This is a genomic window from Yersinia entomophaga, assembly GCF_001656035.1.
GTDB lineage: Bacteria > Pseudomonadota > Gammaproteobacteria > Enterobacterales > Enterobacteriaceae > Yersinia > Yersinia entomophaga.
Genome location: NZ_CP010029.1, coordinates 3,553,468 through 3,571,346 on the forward strand (window position 1 = coordinate 3,553,468; position 17,879 = coordinate 3,571,346).

Genomic DNA, 17,879 nt, shown 5'->3' on the forward strand with positions numbered 1-17,879 from the left:
CATTTCATACTTGCACATCACTAAACGGTATATAAAAGCGTTACAGCTATATGCCTAGTTATAAATACACTGATCATCATTAAGGCGTTATCAGCCCGGCGAACTCAGTGACTAAGGTGCAGAATGAAACAGAACTTGATGAAAAATGGCAGGCTGGCCGGATGGTCAAAAGCGGCTCTGTTGAGCGCTTTGGTATTGGGCAGCGCCACGGTTTCTGCCACCGAGTTACTGAACAGCTCTTATGATGTTTCCCGCGAATTGTTCTCCGCGCTGAATCCGGGTTTCCAGAAACAGTGGGAAGCTCAGAATCCCGGCGATAAGCTGACCATCAAACAGTCTCATGCCGGCTCATCCAAACAGGCATTGGCTATTTTGCAAGGTCTGAAAGCCGACGTAGTCACCTACAATCAGGTTACAGACGTACAAATCCTGCATGATCGCGGCAATTTGATTCCAGCCGATTGGCAAGCGCGCTTGCCGAATAACAGTTCACCTTTCTATTCCACTATGGCGTTTCTGGTTCGCAAAGATAATCCGAAAGGAATTCACAGCTGGAATGATCTGGTGCGTGAAGACGTCAAGCTGGTGTTTCCAAATCCGAAAACCTCGGGCAATGGCCGTTATACCTATTTGGCCGCTTGGGGCGCAACCAGTCAGGCCGACGGCGGTGACGATGCTAAAACCCGCGACTGGATGAAACGTTTCCTGAAAAACGTGGTGGTATTTGATACCGGTGGCCGTGGCGCAACTACGACTTTTGTGGAGCGCGGGCTGGGCGATGTGCTGATTAGCTTCGAATCAGAAGTGAACAATATTCGGAAAGAATACGGCAGCGACAAATATGAAGTCATCGTCCCGCCGGTGGATATCCTGGCGGAGTTCCCAGTGGCGTGGGTAGATAAAAACGTCGTGAAAAACGGCACGGAAAAAGCCGCGAAAGCTTATCTGACCTACTTGTACAGCCCTGAAGCGCAGCAGGTTATTACCAGCTTTAACTATCGCGTTTATGACAAAACCGCCATGGCTGCGGCGAAATCGCAGTTCCCGGAAACCCAATTATTCCGCGTGGAAGAACAGTTCGGCAGTTGGCCGCAGGTGATGAGCACCCATTTTTCCAGCGGCGGCGTATTGGATAAATTGTTAGCGGAAGGGCACCAGTAATGTTGTCGGCGTCCAGCAAGCGGGTTCTGCCCGGATTCACTCTTAGCCTCGGGAGCAGCCTGCTTTATACCTGCCTTATCCTGCTGTTACCTTTGAGCGCTCTGGTGATGCAACTGGCTCAAATGAGTCTGGCGCAATACTGGGAAGTGATTTCCAATCCGCAGGTGGTCGCGGCTTACAAAGTCACGCTGTTGGCCGCCGGCGTTGCCAGCGTGTTCAACGCCGTTTTCGGTATGCTAATGGCGTGGATTTTGACCCGCTATCAGTTCCCCGGCCGCAGTATTCTTGACGGTCTGATGGATTTGCCTTTTGCCTTGCCGACGGCGGTTGCTGGTTTAACGCTGGCCACGCTGTTCTCCACTACCGGTTGGTACGGTGGTTGGCTGGCACAGTTTGATATCAAAGTTTCTTTTACCTGGCTGGGGATTGCAGTAGCCATGGCTTTTACCAGTTTGCCATTTGTGGTGCGAACCGTGCAGCCGGTGTTGGAAGAGTTAGGGCCGGAATACGAAGAAGCGGCAGAAACCCTGGGTGCCACTCGTTGGCAGAGTTTCCGTCGGGTGGTCATGCCGGAGCTGGCTCCGGCGCTGCTGGCCGGTACTGCGCTATCATTTACCCGCAGTTTGGGGGAGTTTGGCGCCGTGATTTTTATCGCCGGTAATATCGCGTGGAAAACCGAAGTGACCTCGCTGATGATTTTTATCCGCCTGCAAGAGTTTGATTATCCGGCGGCTAGCGCCATTGCCTCGGTGATTCTGGCCGTGTCATTGGTGTTGCTGTTTAGCATCAATACCTTACAGAGCCGCTTTGGTCAGCGGATTGGGGGGCACTGATGGCGGATATTTCAGAATTTAACGGTGGTGCTGTTCGCCCGCCTTTCAACTGGGGAAAATGGACGTTAATCGCCATTGGCGCGGTGTTTTCCATTTTGCTGTTAGTGATTCCAATCGCCTGGATTTTTATCACCGCGTTCTCCAAAGGAATAGAGGTGGTAGGGCAGAATTTAGCCGATCCAGACATGCTGCATGCTATTTGGCTGACGGTGTTAGTCGCGCTGATTACCGTTCCGGTGAATCTGGTGTTTGGCGTCGTGATGGCCTGGCTGGTGACGCGTTTTCAGTTCCCCGGTCGCCAATTATTGATGACGCTGATTGATATTCCCTTTGCTGTCTCGCCAGTGGTAGCGGGTCTGATGTATTTGCTGTTTTACGGTTCCAACGGCGTGGCTGGCGGCTGGCTGGATGCCCATGATATTCAACTGATGTTTTCATGGCCGGGAATGGTGTTGGTGACGGTATTTGTCACCTGCCCATTTGTGGTGCGGGAACTGGTACCGGTGATGATGAGTCAGGGCAGCCAGGAAGATGAGGCTGCAGTATTGCTGGGTGCTTCCGGTTGGCAGATGTTCCGTCGCGTCACCTTGCCGAATATCCGCTGGGCGCTATTGTACGGTGTGGTATTAACCAACGCCCGCGCCATTGGTGAATTTGGCGCAGTCTCCGTGGTATCCGGCTCAATTCGCGGTGAAACCTACACCTTACCGCTGCAAGTTGAATTGCTGCATCAGGATTACAACACCGCCGGTGCTTTCACTGCAGCGGCGTTACTCACCCTGATGGCGATAGTTACCCTATTTCTGAAGAGCGGTCTGCAATGGCGCTTAGCGCGTCAGGTTGTTCGCCTCGAACAGGAGGAAAAGCATGAGCATTGAAATTAACAATATCAGCAAATATTTTGGTCGTACCAAGGTATTGAACGACATCGCGCTGGATATTCCTTCTGGTCAGATGGTGGCACTGCTGGGGCCTTCGGGATCGGGTAAAACGACGTTGCTGCGAATTATTGCCGGTCTGGAAAACCAAAATGCCGGACGGCTGAGTTTCCACGGTACTGACGTTAGCCGGCTACACGCGCGGGAGCGCCGGGTGGGTTTTGTGTTCCAGCATTATGCGCTGTTCCGCCATATGACGGTGTTCGACAATATTGCGTTCGGCCTCACGGTATTACCGCGCCGCGAGCGCCCAAATGCGACGGCCATTAAGCACAAAGTCGAACAGCTACTGGAAATGGTACAGCTTGGTCATTTGGCGAATCGTTTTCCTTCCCAGCTTTCCGGCGGTCAAAAGCAGCGAGTCGCTTTGGCTCGCGCGTTGGCGGTAGAACCGCAGATTCTGTTGCTGGATGAACCTTTTGGCGCGCTGGACGCGCAGGTACGTAAAGAATTACGCCGCTGGCTGCGTCAGCTGCATGAAGAGCTGAAATTCACCAGCGTTTTCGTGACCCACGATCAGGAAGAAGCGATGGAAGTGGCGGATCGGATTGTGGTGATGAGTCAGGGCAATATTGAGCAGGTGGGCACGCCGGATGAGGTATGGCGCGATCCGGCCACGCGTTTTGTGTTGGAATTCCTCGGTGAGGTTAACCGATTAAGCGGTGAGATCCGCGGTTCGCAGCTTTACGTTGGCGCTCACCACTGGCCGCTGGATCTGGCTCCTATGCATCAGGGGCGCGTCGATTTGTTCCTGCGCCCGTGGGAAATGGAAATCAGTACTCAGGCCGGCGCTCGCTGTCCGCTGCCGGTTCAGGTACTGGAGGTCAGCCCGCGCGGCCACTTCTGGCAGTTAACCGTGCAACCGATAGGCTGGCATCAGGAACCTATCAGCGTGGTATTACCAGAAGGTGGCGTAGCTGCGCCAGTGCGAGGCAATCGCTACTACGTTGGCGGATTGAACGCGCGACTCTATTCTGGCGATCAATTACTGCAACCCATTGCTATGGCGCAAAGCGCCTGATAGTTTTTGCTCACCGCATATAATCAGGTGGCCTATTGGCCGCCTTTTTGCTTTGTCCGAACGTGGCGTAAAACTCATGCCATCGGGCACTTTTATTCGCTTAATAGGTTAATAATGTGACAACCCTGGAACAGTGTATCGGTAATACCCCGTTGGTGAAATTGCAGCGTCTGACACAAGGGCTGAACGCCGATGTGTGGGTCAAACTGGAAGGGAATAATCCTGCCGGGTCGGTAAAAGATCGGGCAGCGCTGTCCATGATTCAGCAAGCGGAATTACGGGGTGATATTCATGATGGTGATGTATTAATTGAGGCGACCAGTGGTAACACCGGCATTGCTCTGGCTATGATTGCGGCGATGAAAGGCTACCGAATGAAGTTACTCATGCCGGAAAATATGAGCCAGGAGCGTCAGGCGGCGATGCGAGCCTACGGCGCTGAATTGATTCTGGTCAGCCGTGAGCAGGGAATGGAAGGCGCGAGAGATCTGGCGCTGGAGATGGAGCGGCAAGGGCAGGGCAAGGTATTGGATCAATTCAATAATCAGGATAATCCTCTGGCTCATTTTACTGGCACTGGGCCAGAAATCTGGCAGCAAACGGCAGGAAAAATAACCCATTTCGTTTCCAGCATGGGTACCACCGGCACCATCACCGGTGTAAGTCGCTATTTGAAAAGCCAGAATCCGCAGGTGGAAATTATCGGTCTGCAGCCGGCGGAAGGCAGCAGTATTCCCGGTATTCGTCGCTGGTCTCCGGCTTATTTACCGGGGATTTTTCGTCCAGAACTGGTCGATCAGGTTTTGGATATTGGGCAGACTGACGCGGAGAAAACCATGCGTCTTCTGGCGGAGCAGGAAGGGATTTTCTGCGGTGTCAGTTCCGGCGGTGCGGTGGCTGGCGCTTTGCGCGTTGCGGCAGAACGTCCGGGCGCGGTGATCGTGGCGATTATTTGCGATCGTGGCGATCGCTATCTTTCTACCGGCGTTTTTGATTAGTGACACCGTTAAATATGGCATCCGAAGTTAGCGCTACACTTCGGATGCGTTTCAGCTACTGCTGGCGTAACCGGTTGCCATCCCAAGATAATTGTCTAATGGACGCCACTGCCGCGCCGTTATCGGTTTCCCCGCCAATCAGCCAGATATTATCTCCATCCTGAATAGAAACGCCGTAACCCAAAGGTTGAGGTAATTTCCCGACGATTTTCCATTCCCCGTTCACCAATCCATAGACTTCGTCACGCCAGTTTTTTTTCAGTCCTTGATGAGCATAAAGCTGACCGGCGTTAAATTGTGCTCTGGCACCGGGGAAGTTGGCTCCGCCCGCTACCAATATGGCCTGATGGCTAATACCAGCAAAAGCTCCGGCCAACCCTTCCTGTTGCATTTTATCGCTGGCTGGAATCAGATCGGGCAACCGCTTCCAGTGCATCTGATCTTGTTGCCATGTCCCTTCTAGCGCTTCGGCGGTTCGTAATCCTGGTTTGACTTCTCCGTTAATCAAAATGACTCGGTTTTGCCGAGTCGCGATAGCAGAGCCTGCGCGGCCAAATTGAGGCAACTGGCCGCCGGATCGCCATTGATTATTCGTCGGGTTATAAATCATGATTTCCCGATTGAAGAAATAGCTCTCCGGTGCCTGATTGAAATAAGTCTGAGCCACGGCATCTTTTTGTTGCGCCGTTTGAGCTGCGCTTAAATCCTGAAAATAGCCGTCAAATACCTGCTTATTCACCCCACCTATAACCCATGCCCGTTGACCATCAAGGGAAGCAATAGCGGTGCCAACCAATCCCTGAGGTGCGCGGGTTGGCACTTTTTCCCAACGATTGTCCGATGGATCGTAGCGATAAACTTCGGTTAAAGCTTGTGGATTGGCCGCGTTTTCCGTGGCTTTACCGACGCCACCGAAAACATAAAGCTTGCCATCAAGCATAACGGAAACCGCCTGTTCTCGCGGCTGAGCGGGGAATTCAGCTATTTTTTCCCAGATTGGTGATGTATGAGCAATATCTATCCGAAACCAGTTCTTACCTGCGCTACCTAAACCCACGTAAATGACCGAACCATTTATGGCGCCAGTACCGTTCTTGAATGACAAAGGAACATCAGGTAAAGCCGCTGCCTGACTAAGGGAAACAGAGCCTATTGCCAGCAAAGCGTAAAGAAAACCTCGAGTTGCCTTGAACATGATGCCATTCCCTTATCCAGAGTTTGAGTATTATTAGAATGTTTAACTCCATTATTAAAAATAAAACGGAGTTAAACTATTATCAATAACATACCCAGTCCGTCGATAAAATCGCAATGGGAAAGCGCATTTTTGTGACCGCTTACCGAAATTACTCTCGCTCAAGGGCACGGATCGGATCCATTTCGGCGGCACGTTTCGCCGGGAAAAAGCCAAAAACCACGCCAATCAGGCTGGAACAGAGAAAGGCGCTAATCATGGAGGTCGCGGAGTACACCATAGTAAAACTGGTGCTGAACTGACTGAATAACCCGCCGATCGCCAGCGACAACAACACGCCGAGGCAACCGCCTAAAAGACAGACCAATACCGCTTCAATGAGAAATTGCTGCATGATATCGCTGGAACGGGCGCCAACGGCCATGCGCACGCCAATCTCTTTGGTTCGTTCACTTACGGAAACCAGCATGATATTCATTACGCCAATGCCTCCGACAATGAGCGAAATTACCGCAATCATAGATACCAATAGCGTCATGGTTGCTGTGGTTTTCTCGATGGTTTGACGGATACTATCGGTATTCATCACGAAAAAATCCTGATTGCCGTGACGCTGAGTAAGTAGTTTTATGACGCCCTGCTCAGCGTTAGCTAAGTCAATATCATCGTTTACCCGAACGGTGATGCTCTTTAAGTAGGACTGACCGAGCATACGCTTCATCGCCGTGGTATAGGGAATCCAGACGTTCAGATTTTCATCACTGCCAAAACCGCTCTGTTTTTTAGCCGCCACGCCGATAATCCGACAGGGGAGGGAACCGAGTAAAATCACCTTTCCCAATGGATTTTCTCCGTTTGGGAACAGTTTGTTACGCGTGTTCTGGTCGATGACAACTTCTTGCAACAGGTTGTCCACGCTGGTGCGGGTGAAGGCCATTCCCTGATCGATTTGGTAGCCGCGCACGGTGAAGTATTGCTCGCCCACGCCGTTGACGGTACCGGATACCGATTGGTTGCCGTAGCGGAAAATCACGCTGGTAGACAGCGTGGGCGTAACGCTGTGAACGTAACCTTGCTGGGCTAATGCATCAGCATCGGTGGCGCGCAGCGTTTGAATCGCTGCCGAACGCCTATCGCCAAAATCCTTGCCAGGGAAAATCTCCAGCGTACTGGTGCCCATCGCGCTGATATTAGCCAGCACTTGTTGCTGAGAGCCTTTCCCCAGAGCAACCACTGAAACCACCGATGCGATACCGATAATAATACCCAGCATGGTGAGAAACGTGCGCAATCGTTGGGCGGCCATCGACAACAGCGCCATTTTAAAGGCTTCTTGCAGTCGATCGCGTTGCCTCAGCCAGCGAGAGGGCTGAATCGATGTTTCGATCGTGGCTGGCAGGTTTTTCTCCAGATTTTCTAGCGTATCAGGTTCCAGACTACTTTGTGAGTCGCGGTCAGCGATGATTTCTCCATCACGCAGCTCAATAATTCGCTGAGCATGTTCGGCGATGCGCATATCGTGGGTAACAATGACCACCGTATGTCCCTGAGCATGTAGGCCTTTGAGAATACTCAAAACCTCATTACCACTGTGGGTATCCAGCGCGCCGGTGGGTTCGTCTGCCAGAATGACTTCGCCGCCGTTCATCAGCGCGCGGGCAATGCTAACTCGTTGCTGCTGGCCACCGGAAAGCTGGCTGGGATAGTAATCCAACCGTTCGTTTAACCCCAAACGGCCAAGCAAAGCCGCCGCTCGCCGACGTCGTATTTCCCGTTGACTACCGGCATAGATAGCTGGAATTTCAACGTTGCCCTGGGCGGTTAAATCTCCCAGTAAGTGATAGCGTTGGAAGATAAAGCCGAAGTGTTCTCGACGTAGCTTCGCCAGCTCGTCATTACTCATCAGTTGCGGGGCTTGTCCTGCCACCCAATATTCGCCAGAACTGGGTTTATCCAAGCAGCCAAGAATATTCATCAGCGTTGATTTTCCTGAGCCGGAAGCCCCGACAATCGCGACCATTTCGCCCTGATGAATTGTCAGATTGATGTTTTTCAGTACCTGAACGTGCTGTTCGCCGTTGATGAATTGACGACAAACATTATCCAGATGCAGCAAGATCGTTTTTGATTGGGCGCTATGCATTATCGCATCCCCATCGGTAGGCCCATGCGCTGAACCTTACTGGTCATTGCAGTGCCGCTGGATTGGCTGATAATCACCTTCTCGCCGGCCTGAAGTCCGGAAATCACCTGTGCGTCCACATTGTTATTCAATCCAATGGTGACATCACGCAGACTAATATTCCCTTTTTCATCAACCACTTGAACCTGATTCTTATTGCCCCGATGTTCAATGGCGGTAGAAGGAATGACAATGGCGTTTTCTGCTTTGTCCAACAGAATATATACCTGTGCAGTCATGGAAATCCGCAGTTCGCCATTGGGATTGGCCACGTCAAACAGGCCATTGTAATAAATGGCTGTGTTGGTGGACGATGTACTGCTGGCGCTGGATGAGGTGCTGGTATCGTCGTCGTTGATTGAGTCGGGAGCCGGTTCTACGGCGCGTAGCGTGGCGCTGAAACGTTGCTGCGGCTGACCGAGAATAGTGAAATATACTGGCATACCGGTTTTGACTTTGATCACGTCGGCTTCGGAAATTTGCGCTTCAATGGTCATGGTATCCAGACGTGCAACTTTAATGATGGTCGGTGCGCTTTGTACCGCGTTAACGGTTTGGCCTTCTTCCACGGGAATAGCTACCACGGTGCCTTCAATTGGCGAGGTGATTTTGGTGTAACCCAGATTGAGCTGCGCGGTGCTCACGGCGATTTTGGCTTGAGCGATTTGAGCGTCCAGCGCTTCAATTTCGGATTGAGTGGCAGCTAGAGTGGCTTTGGCGCTGTCATAATCGGCTTGAGTGCCCACCCCCATTCCGAGGATTTTCTGTTGGCGCTGATAGGTTTGGCGGTTATTTTCCAGCGTAGCCTGTTTGGCGGCGCGCTGCGCCTGCACGTTTTTTAAAGCGGCTTCCGCGTCTTTCAAAGCGTTTTGTTGAGTCAGATCGTCAATTTCGGCCACCAACTGGCCTTTTTGCACTTGTTGACCAAGACTGACATGTAGGGCTTTGATTTGCCCAGAAACTTGCGCACCCACGCTAACCTGTTTTTTCGCTTTGATGGTGCCATCAGCCAGAACGGTTTGCTCCAGATTGCCGATTTGAGCGGTGGCGGTGATGTAAGCGGGCTTTTCTGGCGTAGAGAAAAATAAAAAATAGAGAACGAAACCTGCCGCCAGTAGTGCCACGAGCAGCCATAGCGCCCGTCGTTTGGTACCAATGAGTTGTTGCATAATTGACCAAATTTCCTTGAGTCATTCTAAGACAAAATCTACAGAGAAATACTGAGTCATAATTTACCGCCAAGCACCGCCGTTAGGGGTAAAGCGGATTTTAGGAATATGTAAGGATTCAGTAAAACTGGCTGCGCTGGCGATAAATTGGCAGGAAAATAGGTGAAATCAGTTAAGGGAGAAATATATGAAAATTCTATTAGTCGATGATGATATTGAGCTTGGCTCAATGCTGAAGGAGTACCTGAGCGGCGAGGGTTTTCAGGCTGATTTGGCCGTTACCGGTAAATCCGGTATTGATGGCGCATTATCCGGCAATTATACCGCGCTGATTCTCGACATTATGCTGCCGGATATGAGCGGAATTGACGTTTTACGACAGGTGCGCCAGAAAAGTCGATTGCCGATCATCATGCTCACCGCCAAAGGGGACAATATCGATCGGGTGATCGGTTTGGAAATGGGCGCAGATGATTATATGCCGAAACCTTGCTACCCAAGGGAGCTGGTGGCGCGGCTGCGGGCGGTATTACGTCGCTTCGATGAGCGGCCAGAGCAAAGCAGCGGTGACTCCCTGCTGACGCTGGGAGCGCTGACGTTGAATCCCGCTACCCGCAGCAGCCAGTGGCAGGGTAAAGCTTTTGATTTAACCGCCTCTGAATTCAATCTGCTGGAATTATTGCTGCGTTCGCCGGATCGGGTAGTGACTAAAGACGAACTGTCGGATAAAGGTCTGGGGCGACCGAGAGAAGCCTATGATCGCAGTGTAGATGTGCATATCAGCAATATTCGGCAAAAACTCAGCCAGTTGCCGAATAATAACCTCAATATTGAAACCGTTCGCAGCATTGGCTATCGCATTAAATAACGGTTTTTCAGGATATGATTATGCGTGGACGCCTGTTTTGGAAAATCCTATTGGGTTTCTGGTTTACCTTTATTTTGATGACCCAACTGCTTTGGGTGATTTTTTCTTTCTATGGCAACCGACACGAGCCGCCGGAAAACGGCATGATGCGACAGATTGTGGCCCAGCAGATGAAATCCGCCGCCTCGGTGCTGAGCAGCGGCGGTTTGTCCGCGCTGGAAACGATGATGTCCGGCTGGACGGAACCGGAAAAAACCTTGTTTTCAGTGCGACCTGAATCTGCGGTTCCGCCGGTTTCTGCTGCAAAAACACTCACCGATTCACCGTCACACCTCGTTAAGTGGGCTACAACACCTGAGGGCGATAAATATCAGCTAAGTTATGATTTTGACGGTATGCGGGCGGTTTATCATCCAAAAGGGAAAAGGGATCAGATTCTGAACATTCCTAAACCCTTATTCTGGATGGGCGCATTGGGCGGGCTATTTTTCAGCACTTTTTTGGCATGGAATCTAACCCGTCCCATGCGCCAGCTGCGGGATGGCTTTGAGCGAGTCGCGCAGGGCGATCTTGCGGTTCGCTTATTACCGATGATGCGTCGCCGCCATGATGAATTGACCGAAGTGGCACGTGACTTTGACTCAATGGCTGAGCGTTTACAGGCGCTAGTGAGCGCCAGAGAGCAACTGCTGCACGATGTTTCTCACGAATTACGCTCGCCTTTGGCGCGTTTGCAACTGGCGATTGGATTGGCTCATCAAAACCCAGGAAACGTGAATACTTCATTGCAACGCATTGAACATGAAGCTGAACGTCTGGATAAAATGATTGGTGAGTTACTGGCGCTTTCTCGCGCGGAGAATCAAACGCTAACCCATGACGAAGAATATTTCGATCTGTACGGATTGGTAGAAGCGGTGGTGAATGACGCACGCTATGAGGCGCAGGTGCCGGGCGTGGAGATTGTGTTACAGGCGGAGCCTGAAAGGGAATATACGGTGAAAGGCAATGCCGAGCTGATGCGGCGCGCCGTCGATAATATCGTGCGTAATGCGCTACGTTTTTCTACCCAGGGCCAGCAAGTAACGGTCAGGCTTTCACAGATAGAAAAACAGTATCAAATCGAAGTGGTCGATCAGGGGCCGGGCGTGGAGGAAAGCCGCTTATCCAGCATTTTTGATCCCTTCGTACGTGTGAAATCGGCTATGTCAGGCAAAGGTTATGGCCTGGGATTAGCGATAACCCGAAAAGTGATTCTGGCGCACGGTGGGCAGGTAGAGGCTAAAAATGGTGAGCAGGGCGGCTTGGTGATTCGTTTACGTGTCCCGCAGTGGTCTACGCACTAGCGGTAAAATACTAAGAGCGTAGCATCCGACAATAAAAAACGGCGCCTAAGCGCCGTTTTCTCATCCGCAATATTATTACTTCTTGATACGGATAATCGGTGTTTCACCGACGGTCACGCTGCCGGAAAGTTTAATCAGTTCTTTGATCTCGTCCATGTTAGAGATAACAACCGGAGTCAGGGTAGACTTGGCTTTCTCTTCCAGCAGGGCCAGATCGAACTCGATAACCACATCACCTTTCTTCACTCGTTGACCTTCTTCAGCGATGCGTTTGAAGCCTTCGCCTTTCAGTTCAACGGTATCAATACCGAAGTGGACAAACAGCTCGATGCCGCTGTCTGATTCGATAGAGAATGCATGGTTGGTTTCGAAAATTTTACCGATGGTTCCGTCAACCGGAGCAACCATTTTGCTGCCTGATGGTTTAATAGCAATGCCATCACCAACGATTTTTTCGGCAAAAACAACGTCTGGCACATCTTCGATGTTGACAATTTCGCCAGACAACGGCGCAACGATTTCGATAGTGCCGCTGTCTTTCTTATCATCTGAAACAAATGATTTCAGTTTATCGAACAAACCCATGATCTTCTCCTAAGTATTTATATTGGACAGCGTTCCAGTCTCATGGAATTAGCAGAGTGTTTTCTCTTCGATGAACGTATTAACCAAGTCCATCAATTCTTGCGCCGTTGGTTTAGATAACGCTTCAGCAGCCAACGCCTTCACATCTTCGAAATTCGTGTTACGGATAATTTTCTTGATGCGCGGGATCGAGATTGCACTCATGCTGAATTCATCCAGCCCCATGCCCAATAACAACAGTGTAGCACGTTCATCGCCAGCAAGTTCACCGCACATACCGGTCCACTTACCTTCAGCGTGAGATGCATCAATAACCTGTTTGATCAGGCCCAATACCGCAGGCGACATTGGATTATAGAGATGAGAAATCAGCTCATTGCCACGATCTACTGCCAGAGTATACTGAGTTAGATCGTTTGTCCCAATACTAAAGAAGTCAACTTCTTTTGCTAAATGGTGCGCGATGGTTGCCGCCGCTGGCGTTTCCACCATAACACCCACTTCGATAGATTCATCAAAGGCTTTATTTTCTTCACGCAGTTGAGCTTTCAGCATCTCCAGTTCTGCTTTCAGTGCCCGCACTTCTTCAACAGAAATGATCATCGGGTACATGATGCGCAGCTTACCGAAGGCAGAAGCACGCAGAATGGCACGTAATTGCGCATGAAGGATTTCTTTACGATCCATGGCAATACGGATTGCACGCCAGCCCAAGAACGGGTTTTCTTCTTTTGGCAGGTTCATGTACGGCAGGTCTTTATCGCCGCCGATGTCCATGGTACGGACGATAACTGCCTGAGAGCCCATGGCTTCCGCAACGGCTTTATAAGCCTGGAACTGCTCTTCTTCCGTAGGAAGAGAGTCGCGGTCCATAAACAGGAATTCGGTACGATACAGACCAACGCCTTCAGCGCCGTTACGTTCAGCACCGGCGATATCGCGAACGGTACCGATGTTGGCAACCACTTCAACCTGATGACCATCTAAAGTGATAGCCGGCAGATCTTTCAGTTTAGCCAGATCGTTTTTCTCGGTGATGTACTGAGTATTCACCGCTTTCAATTGGTCGATCACATCGCTGGTTGGGTTAACGTAAATCTTGTTGTTCACCGCATCGAGGATCAGATAATCGTCGTTCTTCACCTGTTTGGTTACGTCGCTGGTGCCAACAATTGCAGGCAATTCCAGGGAGCGCGCCATAATCGAGGTGTGGGAAGTACGGCCACCGAGGTCAGTAATGAAGCCCAGAACTTTATCCAGGTTCAACTGCGCGGTTTCAGACGGCGTCAGATCCGTTGCAACCAGAATCACTTCCTCTGAAATTGCCCCCAAATCGACGATGGTCAGGCCGAGAATGTTTTTCAGCAGGCGTTTACCGATGTCACGTACGTCAGCTGCACGTTCTTTCAGGTACTCGTCATCCAGTTCTTCCAGCGCTTTCGCCTGGCCTTCAATGACGGTATATGCGGCAGCGTCGGCTGAAGCATGTTCGTCTTTGATTAGGGCTATGATTTCCTGCTCAAGCTCTTCGTCTTCCAACAGCATGATGTGGCCTTCGAAGATGGCAGCTTTCTCTTCGCCTAGGCTCTCGCCAGCTTTGGTCTTGATCGCTTCTAACTGTTCAGATGCTTTCGCCCGGCCAGATTTGAAACGCTCGACTTCCTGCTCTACCTGGTCAGCAGAGATTTTTTTCCGGTTGATGACAATCTCATCTTCTTTCAGTAAAAGTGCTTTACCAAAAGCAATACCCGGTGAAACTAAAATGCCTGAAATCATAACCCTACCTTACTCTTGACTGGTTTTAACTTAAAAGACTGGGCTTCTTTTACTCAAGCTCTGCCATCAGTTTTACCAGGTGTTCAACGGCTTTCTGTTCGTCATCACCTTCAGCAGAGATGGTTACTACAGTACCTTGGGTCAGACCCAGAGTTTGTAGTTTGAACAGGCTCTTAGCGCTGGCGCTTTTGCCATTGGAAGTAACGGTAATTTCAGAAGCAAAAGCTTTGGCTTCTTTAACAAACTGTGCAGCAGGACGGGTGTGTAGGCCATTCGGTGCGGTAATAGTAACTTCTTGCTGGAACATTGTGTTTCCCCAACTTATTTTGGATTTATGTTGTGGAGCTAAAGTCTAGTGTAATTTCCTAACTTTAGCCTGTATTGGCTAGCGCCAGACTATGGAACAAAAAGACAAGCTCTGATGCAACAGGAAACCAGAGTCATCGCCAAGGAGGATAACCTTCTCTTCGCGTTGTGTCTCCAATCCACATTATGTATGTCGCATATTACTCTTTTCAGCAAAATGATTAAATCGATTCAGCTAAAGTAACACACGTTGTGGGATTAATTTCACGCATCAAAATAATTGACCGGTTAAATACTAAACCCAGAGGGTAAAATCAATCGTTATGTAGTGAAAAATTTGACGTACACCACAAAAAAAGCACCGCGAGGGTGCTTTTTTAGCATTTAGTGCGACCGTAAGCCTTACTGTTGCAGTTCTTGTTCCGTGAACAAATCTGCGAACAAAGCGGTGCTCAAATAGCGTTCACCCGAGGAAGGAAGAATAACCACAATTTCCTTGTCAGTAAAGCCAGCTTCTTCAGATAGCTTCACTGCGGCAGCAACGGCTGCACCGGAAGAAATACCGGCCAGAATGCCTTCTTCTTCCATCAGCCTGCGCGCCATGGCGATAGCTTCATCGTTGGTAATCAGTGCAACACGGTCGATTAAGGATAAATCCAGGTTGCCTGGAATAAAACCGGCGCCGATGCCTTGGATTTTGTGTGGCCCAGGTTTGATTTCCTGACCGGCCAGCGCTTGGGTAATTACCGGGGAATCCGTTGGTTCTACCGCTACCGTGGTGATGGCTTTGCCTTTGGTTTTTTTGATATAACGGCTAACGCCGGTCAAAGTGCCGCCGGTGCCCACGCCAGCAATAAATACGTCTACGCCGCCGTCGGTATCTTCCCAGATTTCCGGGCCGGTAGTTTTTTCATGGATTTCAGGGTTAGCGGGATTATCGAACTGTTGCAGAATCAGATAACGCTGCGGGTCGGTAGCCTGAATCTCTTCAGCCTTGGCAATCGCACCTTTCATACCTTTCGCGCCTTCGGTCAGTACCAAATTGGCACCTAGCGCTTTCAGCAGTTTACGGCGTTCAATACTCATGGTTTCAGGCATGGTTAGCGTCAGTTTGTAACCACGAGCGGCGGCAACGAAAGCTAGCGCCACGCCGGTGTTACCGCTGGTTGGCTCAACGAGTTCGATACCCGGCTTCAGCACGCCACGTTTTTCTGCGTCCCAAATCATGTTTGCCCCGATGCGGCATTTGACGCTAAAACTTGGGTTACGCGATTCGACTTTTGCCAGAACACGACCGTTGCCGATACGGTTCAGTCTAACTAACGGCGTATGGCCGATTGTTAAAGAATTGTCTTCATATATCTTGCTCATAGCCTGTCCTTTAACTCTATGAAAATGTAGGAAACGTTCAAAGCATACGCTAACAGGTCGGCTATGGAAGTAAAGAATTGGTATATCTATATGTGATTAGGAAATAAGTTTTTCCATCAATGAAAAGGGCGCGAAAACCGCGCCCTGACAGGCTTTAGCGACTAGGCTGAACAAACTGGTGACGGTAACGATCCACCCACATCGCGGTGGCTCCGCACACGGCAACGGGCATAATCATCAGATTCAGAAACGGAATCATGGTGAATACGCTGACCAATGCGCCAAACTGCAAATTATCGACTTTATTTTGCCGTAGGGCGCTGCGCATGTGCTGAAAGCTCACTTTATGGTTATCAAAAGGATAATCACAGTACTGGATTGACAGCATCCAGGCGCTGAACAGGAACCATAGCACCGGCGCCGCCGTCTGGCCTATGCCGGGCACCAGATACAGCAACAACAGCACTAAGGCACGGGGCAGGTAATACATCAGCTTGCGCCACTCTCGCGACATAATGCGCGGAATATCTTTAACGATGCCGAGGATTCCAGTGTCTGGCAGCGGTTTTCCGGTTAGCTCGCCCTCTAAATGTTCAGCGAGTAAGCCGTTGAACGGTGCAGCAATAAAGTTGGCTACCGTGCTGAACAAATAGCTGAATACCAAGAGCACTGAAATAACCATCACTGGCCACAATAGATAGCTGAGCCATTGTAGCCAGTCCGGCACGTAGCTCATTAACTGTGGCACCCAAACGCTAATTCGATTAAACAGCCACCAAAAAGCGCCGCCCATCAGTAAAATGTTGACCAATAGTGGCAAAATAACGAAGCGTCTAATACCTGGGCGAATAATTAACCGCCAACCTTCCACAAAATAGTGAAAGCCGCTGGTGGTTTTTGTGTCTTTTTGCACGAGTGACATGCCTTCCATTTCTCTGTAACTGAATCGTCCAGCCTATCATATTGCTATCAATTTTCTCTGCCTAGTGCCATATTGGTTAATAAACGAACGAAATAGCTAGCATAATCATCTTTCTTAACAGAAAATCGAGCACGGACTTGCACTTGTGAACGTTGAGAAATAGAGTTAAAGGGTGAATGTTTGCCGCGGTGGCAATGTATTGGAACAACAGAGATAGTAATGATGCAGGATTTGCGTCTGATATTAATCGTTGTTGGCGCGATCGCCATAATAGCGTTGTTATTGCATGGTTTATGGACCAGCCGTAAAGAACGCTCTTCCCTATTTCGCGATCGCCCAGTTAAACGTCCGAAACAAGAACGTGATGAAACCCCGATCGAGACCTTCGATGAAGGGGTTGGAGAAGTGCGGGTACGGACTTCTCATCCACAGGATAAGCCTTCGTTAAGTCACGTTGATGACAACGATGAGGTGCCTATCATTCAACATACTGAGCCTAAACCGGCTTCGGTAAACGTAGCGTCTCGTCAAGCGCCGGTAGCCCCCGTGCAGCCAGAGTATGACGATCCGTTGCTGGGCGGATTCTCGCCTGAACAACCACCGCATGCCACATCGGGTGATCCGCTGTTGGGGTCGGCGACTGAATCCTATTCAGCCCCGGAACCAGCGCCAGAACCACAGCACGTTGAGCCTAAGCAGGCTGAACCGCAGCACGAACCTGTAGCTGCATCCGCTCCGGAAGTGAAGCAAGTTGCGAAACTGAAAGAAACGGTACTGGTTCTGCATGTTTCTGCCCACCACGGTGGTTCTATCGGCGGCGAAGTGCTATTGCAAAGCGTATTGCAGGCTGGTTTCCAGTTTGGCGAAATGGGCATTTTCCATCGTCATCTCAGCCCGGCAGGCAGTGGCCCAGTTCTGTTCAGTTTGGCGAACATGGTCAAACCGGGATCTTTCGATCCTGACACCATGTCTGATTTCTCAACGCCTGGCGTCTCCATGTTTATGATGGTGCCGTCTTATGGCGATGCGAATCAAAACTTTAAGTTGATGCTGCAATCGGCTCAGCGTATTGCCGATGACGTCGGTGGTGTGGTGCTGGATGATGAGCGTCGCATGATGACGCCGCAGAAGCTGGAGACCTATAAAGCCCGTATCCGTGAAGTTCTGGATGCGACTGCCGAATAGTAAGCTTAGATAGCGAAACGAAT

Annotated in this window: 14 protein-coding genes and 4 pseudogenes; 9 read left to right on the top strand and 9 right to left on the bottom strand. The window is 50.4% G+C overall.

Annotation, left to right across the window (positions count from 1 at the left end; all coding sequences use genetic code 11):
* Window positions 1-123: 123 nt before the first annotated feature.
* The 5 genes from PL78_RS16000 to cysM all read left to right on the top strand — a co-directional run bounded on the left by PL78_RS16000 (window position 124) and on the right by cysM (window position 4,951).
* Window positions 124-1,161, top strand: a complete 1,038-nt coding sequence (locus PL78_RS16000) for a sulfate ABC transporter substrate-binding protein (protein WP_064517020.1) — start codon at window positions 124-126, stop codon at window positions 1,159-1,161.
* Complete coding sequence (gene cysT / locus PL78_RS16005) at window positions 1,161-1,994, top strand: sulfate/thiosulfate ABC transporter permease CysT (RefSeq protein ID WP_049596920.1); 834 nt, start codon at window positions 1,161-1,163, stop codon at window positions 1,992-1,994. The genes PL78_RS16000 and cysT overlap by 1 nt, the downstream gene beginning before the upstream one ends.
* Entirely contained in the window at window positions 1,994-2,872 is an 879-nt protein-coding gene (gene cysW / locus PL78_RS16010; RefSeq protein ID WP_064517022.1) for a sulfate/thiosulfate ABC transporter permease CysW, read from the top strand. Before cysT ends, cysW begins: the two co-directional genes overlap by 1 nt.
* Window positions 2,862-3,953, top strand: a complete 1,092-nt coding sequence (cysA, locus tag PL78_RS16015) for a sulfate/thiosulfate ABC transporter ATP-binding protein CysA (RefSeq protein WP_064517023.1) — start codon at window positions 2,862-2,864, stop codon at window positions 3,951-3,953. The genes cysW and cysA overlap by 11 nt, the downstream gene beginning before the upstream one ends.
* A gap of 116 nt (window positions 3,954-4,069) precedes the next feature.
* Window positions 4,070-4,951 carry a cysteine synthase CysM gene (gene cysM / locus PL78_RS16020; RefSeq protein ID WP_064517024.1) on the top strand — a complete coding sequence of 294 codons (882 nt, stop codon included), beginning with the start codon at window positions 4,070-4,072 and terminating at the stop codon, window positions 4,949-4,951.
* Window positions 4,952-5,006: 55 nt separating this feature from the next.
* Here cysM and PL78_RS16025 read toward each other — a convergent pair whose 3' ends face one another.
* The 4 genes and pseudogenes from PL78_RS16025 to PL78_RS16035 all read right to left on the bottom strand — a co-directional run bounded on the left by PL78_RS16025 (window position 5,007) and on the right by PL78_RS16035 (window position 9,497).
* Window positions 5,007-6,146, bottom strand: coding sequence for an N-acetylneuraminate epimerase (locus tag PL78_RS16025; protein WP_064517025.1), 1,140 nt, complete (start codon window positions 6,144-6,146; stop codon window positions 5,007-5,009).
* 151 nt (window positions 6,147-6,297) lie between these two features.
* Window positions 6,298-7,509, bottom strand: a pseudogene (locus tag PL78_RS21110) (ABC transporter permease); the annotation flags it as partial.
* Window positions 7,510-7,596: 87 nt separating this feature from the next.
* A pseudogene (locus PL78_RS21115) lies at window positions 7,597-8,289 on the bottom strand (ATP-binding cassette domain-containing protein); the annotation flags it as partial.
* Entirely contained in the window at window positions 8,289-9,497 is a 1,209-nt protein-coding gene (locus tag PL78_RS16035; RefSeq protein ID WP_064517030.1) for an efflux RND transporter periplasmic adaptor subunit, read from the bottom strand. The gene PL78_RS16035 and the pseudogene PL78_RS21115, both read right to left, overlap by 1 nt.
* A gap of 187 nt (window positions 9,498-9,684) precedes the next feature.
* On the opposite strand from PL78_RS16035, the gene PL78_RS16040 reads away from it, so the two are divergent.
* The 3 genes and pseudogenes from PL78_RS16040 to PL78_RS16045 all read left to right on the top strand — a co-directional run.
* A complete protein-coding gene (locus PL78_RS16040) occupies window positions 9,685-10,365 on the top strand; it encodes a response regulator transcription factor (RefSeq protein WP_064517032.1) in 681 nt (226 codons plus the stop codon).
* A 20-nt stretch (window positions 10,366-10,385) separates the two neighbouring features.
* Window positions 10,386-10,640 (top strand): annotated as a pseudogene (locus tag PL78_RS21120) (sensor histidine kinase); the annotation flags it as partial.
* Window positions 10,641-10,697: 57 nt separating this feature from the next.
* A pseudogene (locus tag PL78_RS16045) lies at window positions 10,698-11,711 on the top strand (ATP-binding protein); the annotation flags it as partial.
* Between the two features lie 75 nt (window positions 11,712-11,786).
* Here PL78_RS16045 and crr read toward each other — a convergent pair.
* From crr to cysZ, 5 genes are all read right to left on the bottom strand, one after another.
* Window positions 11,787-12,296 carry a PTS glucose transporter subunit IIA gene (gene crr, locus PL78_RS16050; RefSeq protein ID WP_064517034.1) on the bottom strand — a complete coding sequence of 170 codons (510 nt, stop codon included), beginning with the start codon at window positions 12,294-12,296 and terminating at the stop codon, window positions 11,787-11,789.
* A gap of 48 nt (window positions 12,297-12,344) precedes the next feature.
* A complete protein-coding gene (ptsI, locus tag PL78_RS16055) occupies window positions 12,345-14,072 on the bottom strand; it encodes a phosphoenolpyruvate-protein phosphotransferase PtsI (RefSeq protein WP_049596928.1) in 1,728 nt (575 codons plus the stop codon).
* A gap of 49 nt (window positions 14,073-14,121) precedes the next feature.
* A complete protein-coding gene (gene ptsH, locus PL78_RS16060; protein ID WP_049596929.1) occupies window positions 14,122-14,379 on the bottom strand; it encodes a phosphocarrier protein Hpr in 258 nt (85 codons plus the stop codon).
* A gap of 401 nt (window positions 14,380-14,780) precedes the next feature.
* Window positions 14,781-15,749 carry a cysteine synthase A gene (gene cysK / locus PL78_RS16065; RefSeq protein WP_064517035.1) on the bottom strand — a complete coding sequence of 323 codons (969 nt, stop codon included), beginning with the start codon at window positions 15,747-15,749 and terminating at the stop codon, window positions 14,781-14,783.
* Between the two features lie 154 nt (window positions 15,750-15,903).
* A complete protein-coding gene (cysZ, locus tag PL78_RS16070) occupies window positions 15,904-16,671 on the bottom strand; it encodes a sulfate transporter CysZ (protein ID WP_064517037.1) in 768 nt (255 codons plus the stop codon).
* Window positions 16,672-16,890: 219 nt separating this feature from the next.
* Here cysZ and zipA point away from each other — a divergent pair, with 219 nt between their 5' ends.
* Window positions 16,891-17,856, top strand: a complete 966-nt coding sequence (zipA, locus tag PL78_RS16075) for a cell division protein ZipA (protein WP_064517039.1) — start codon at window positions 16,891-16,893, stop codon at window positions 17,854-17,856.
* Window positions 17,857-17,879: the final 23 nt, after the last annotated feature.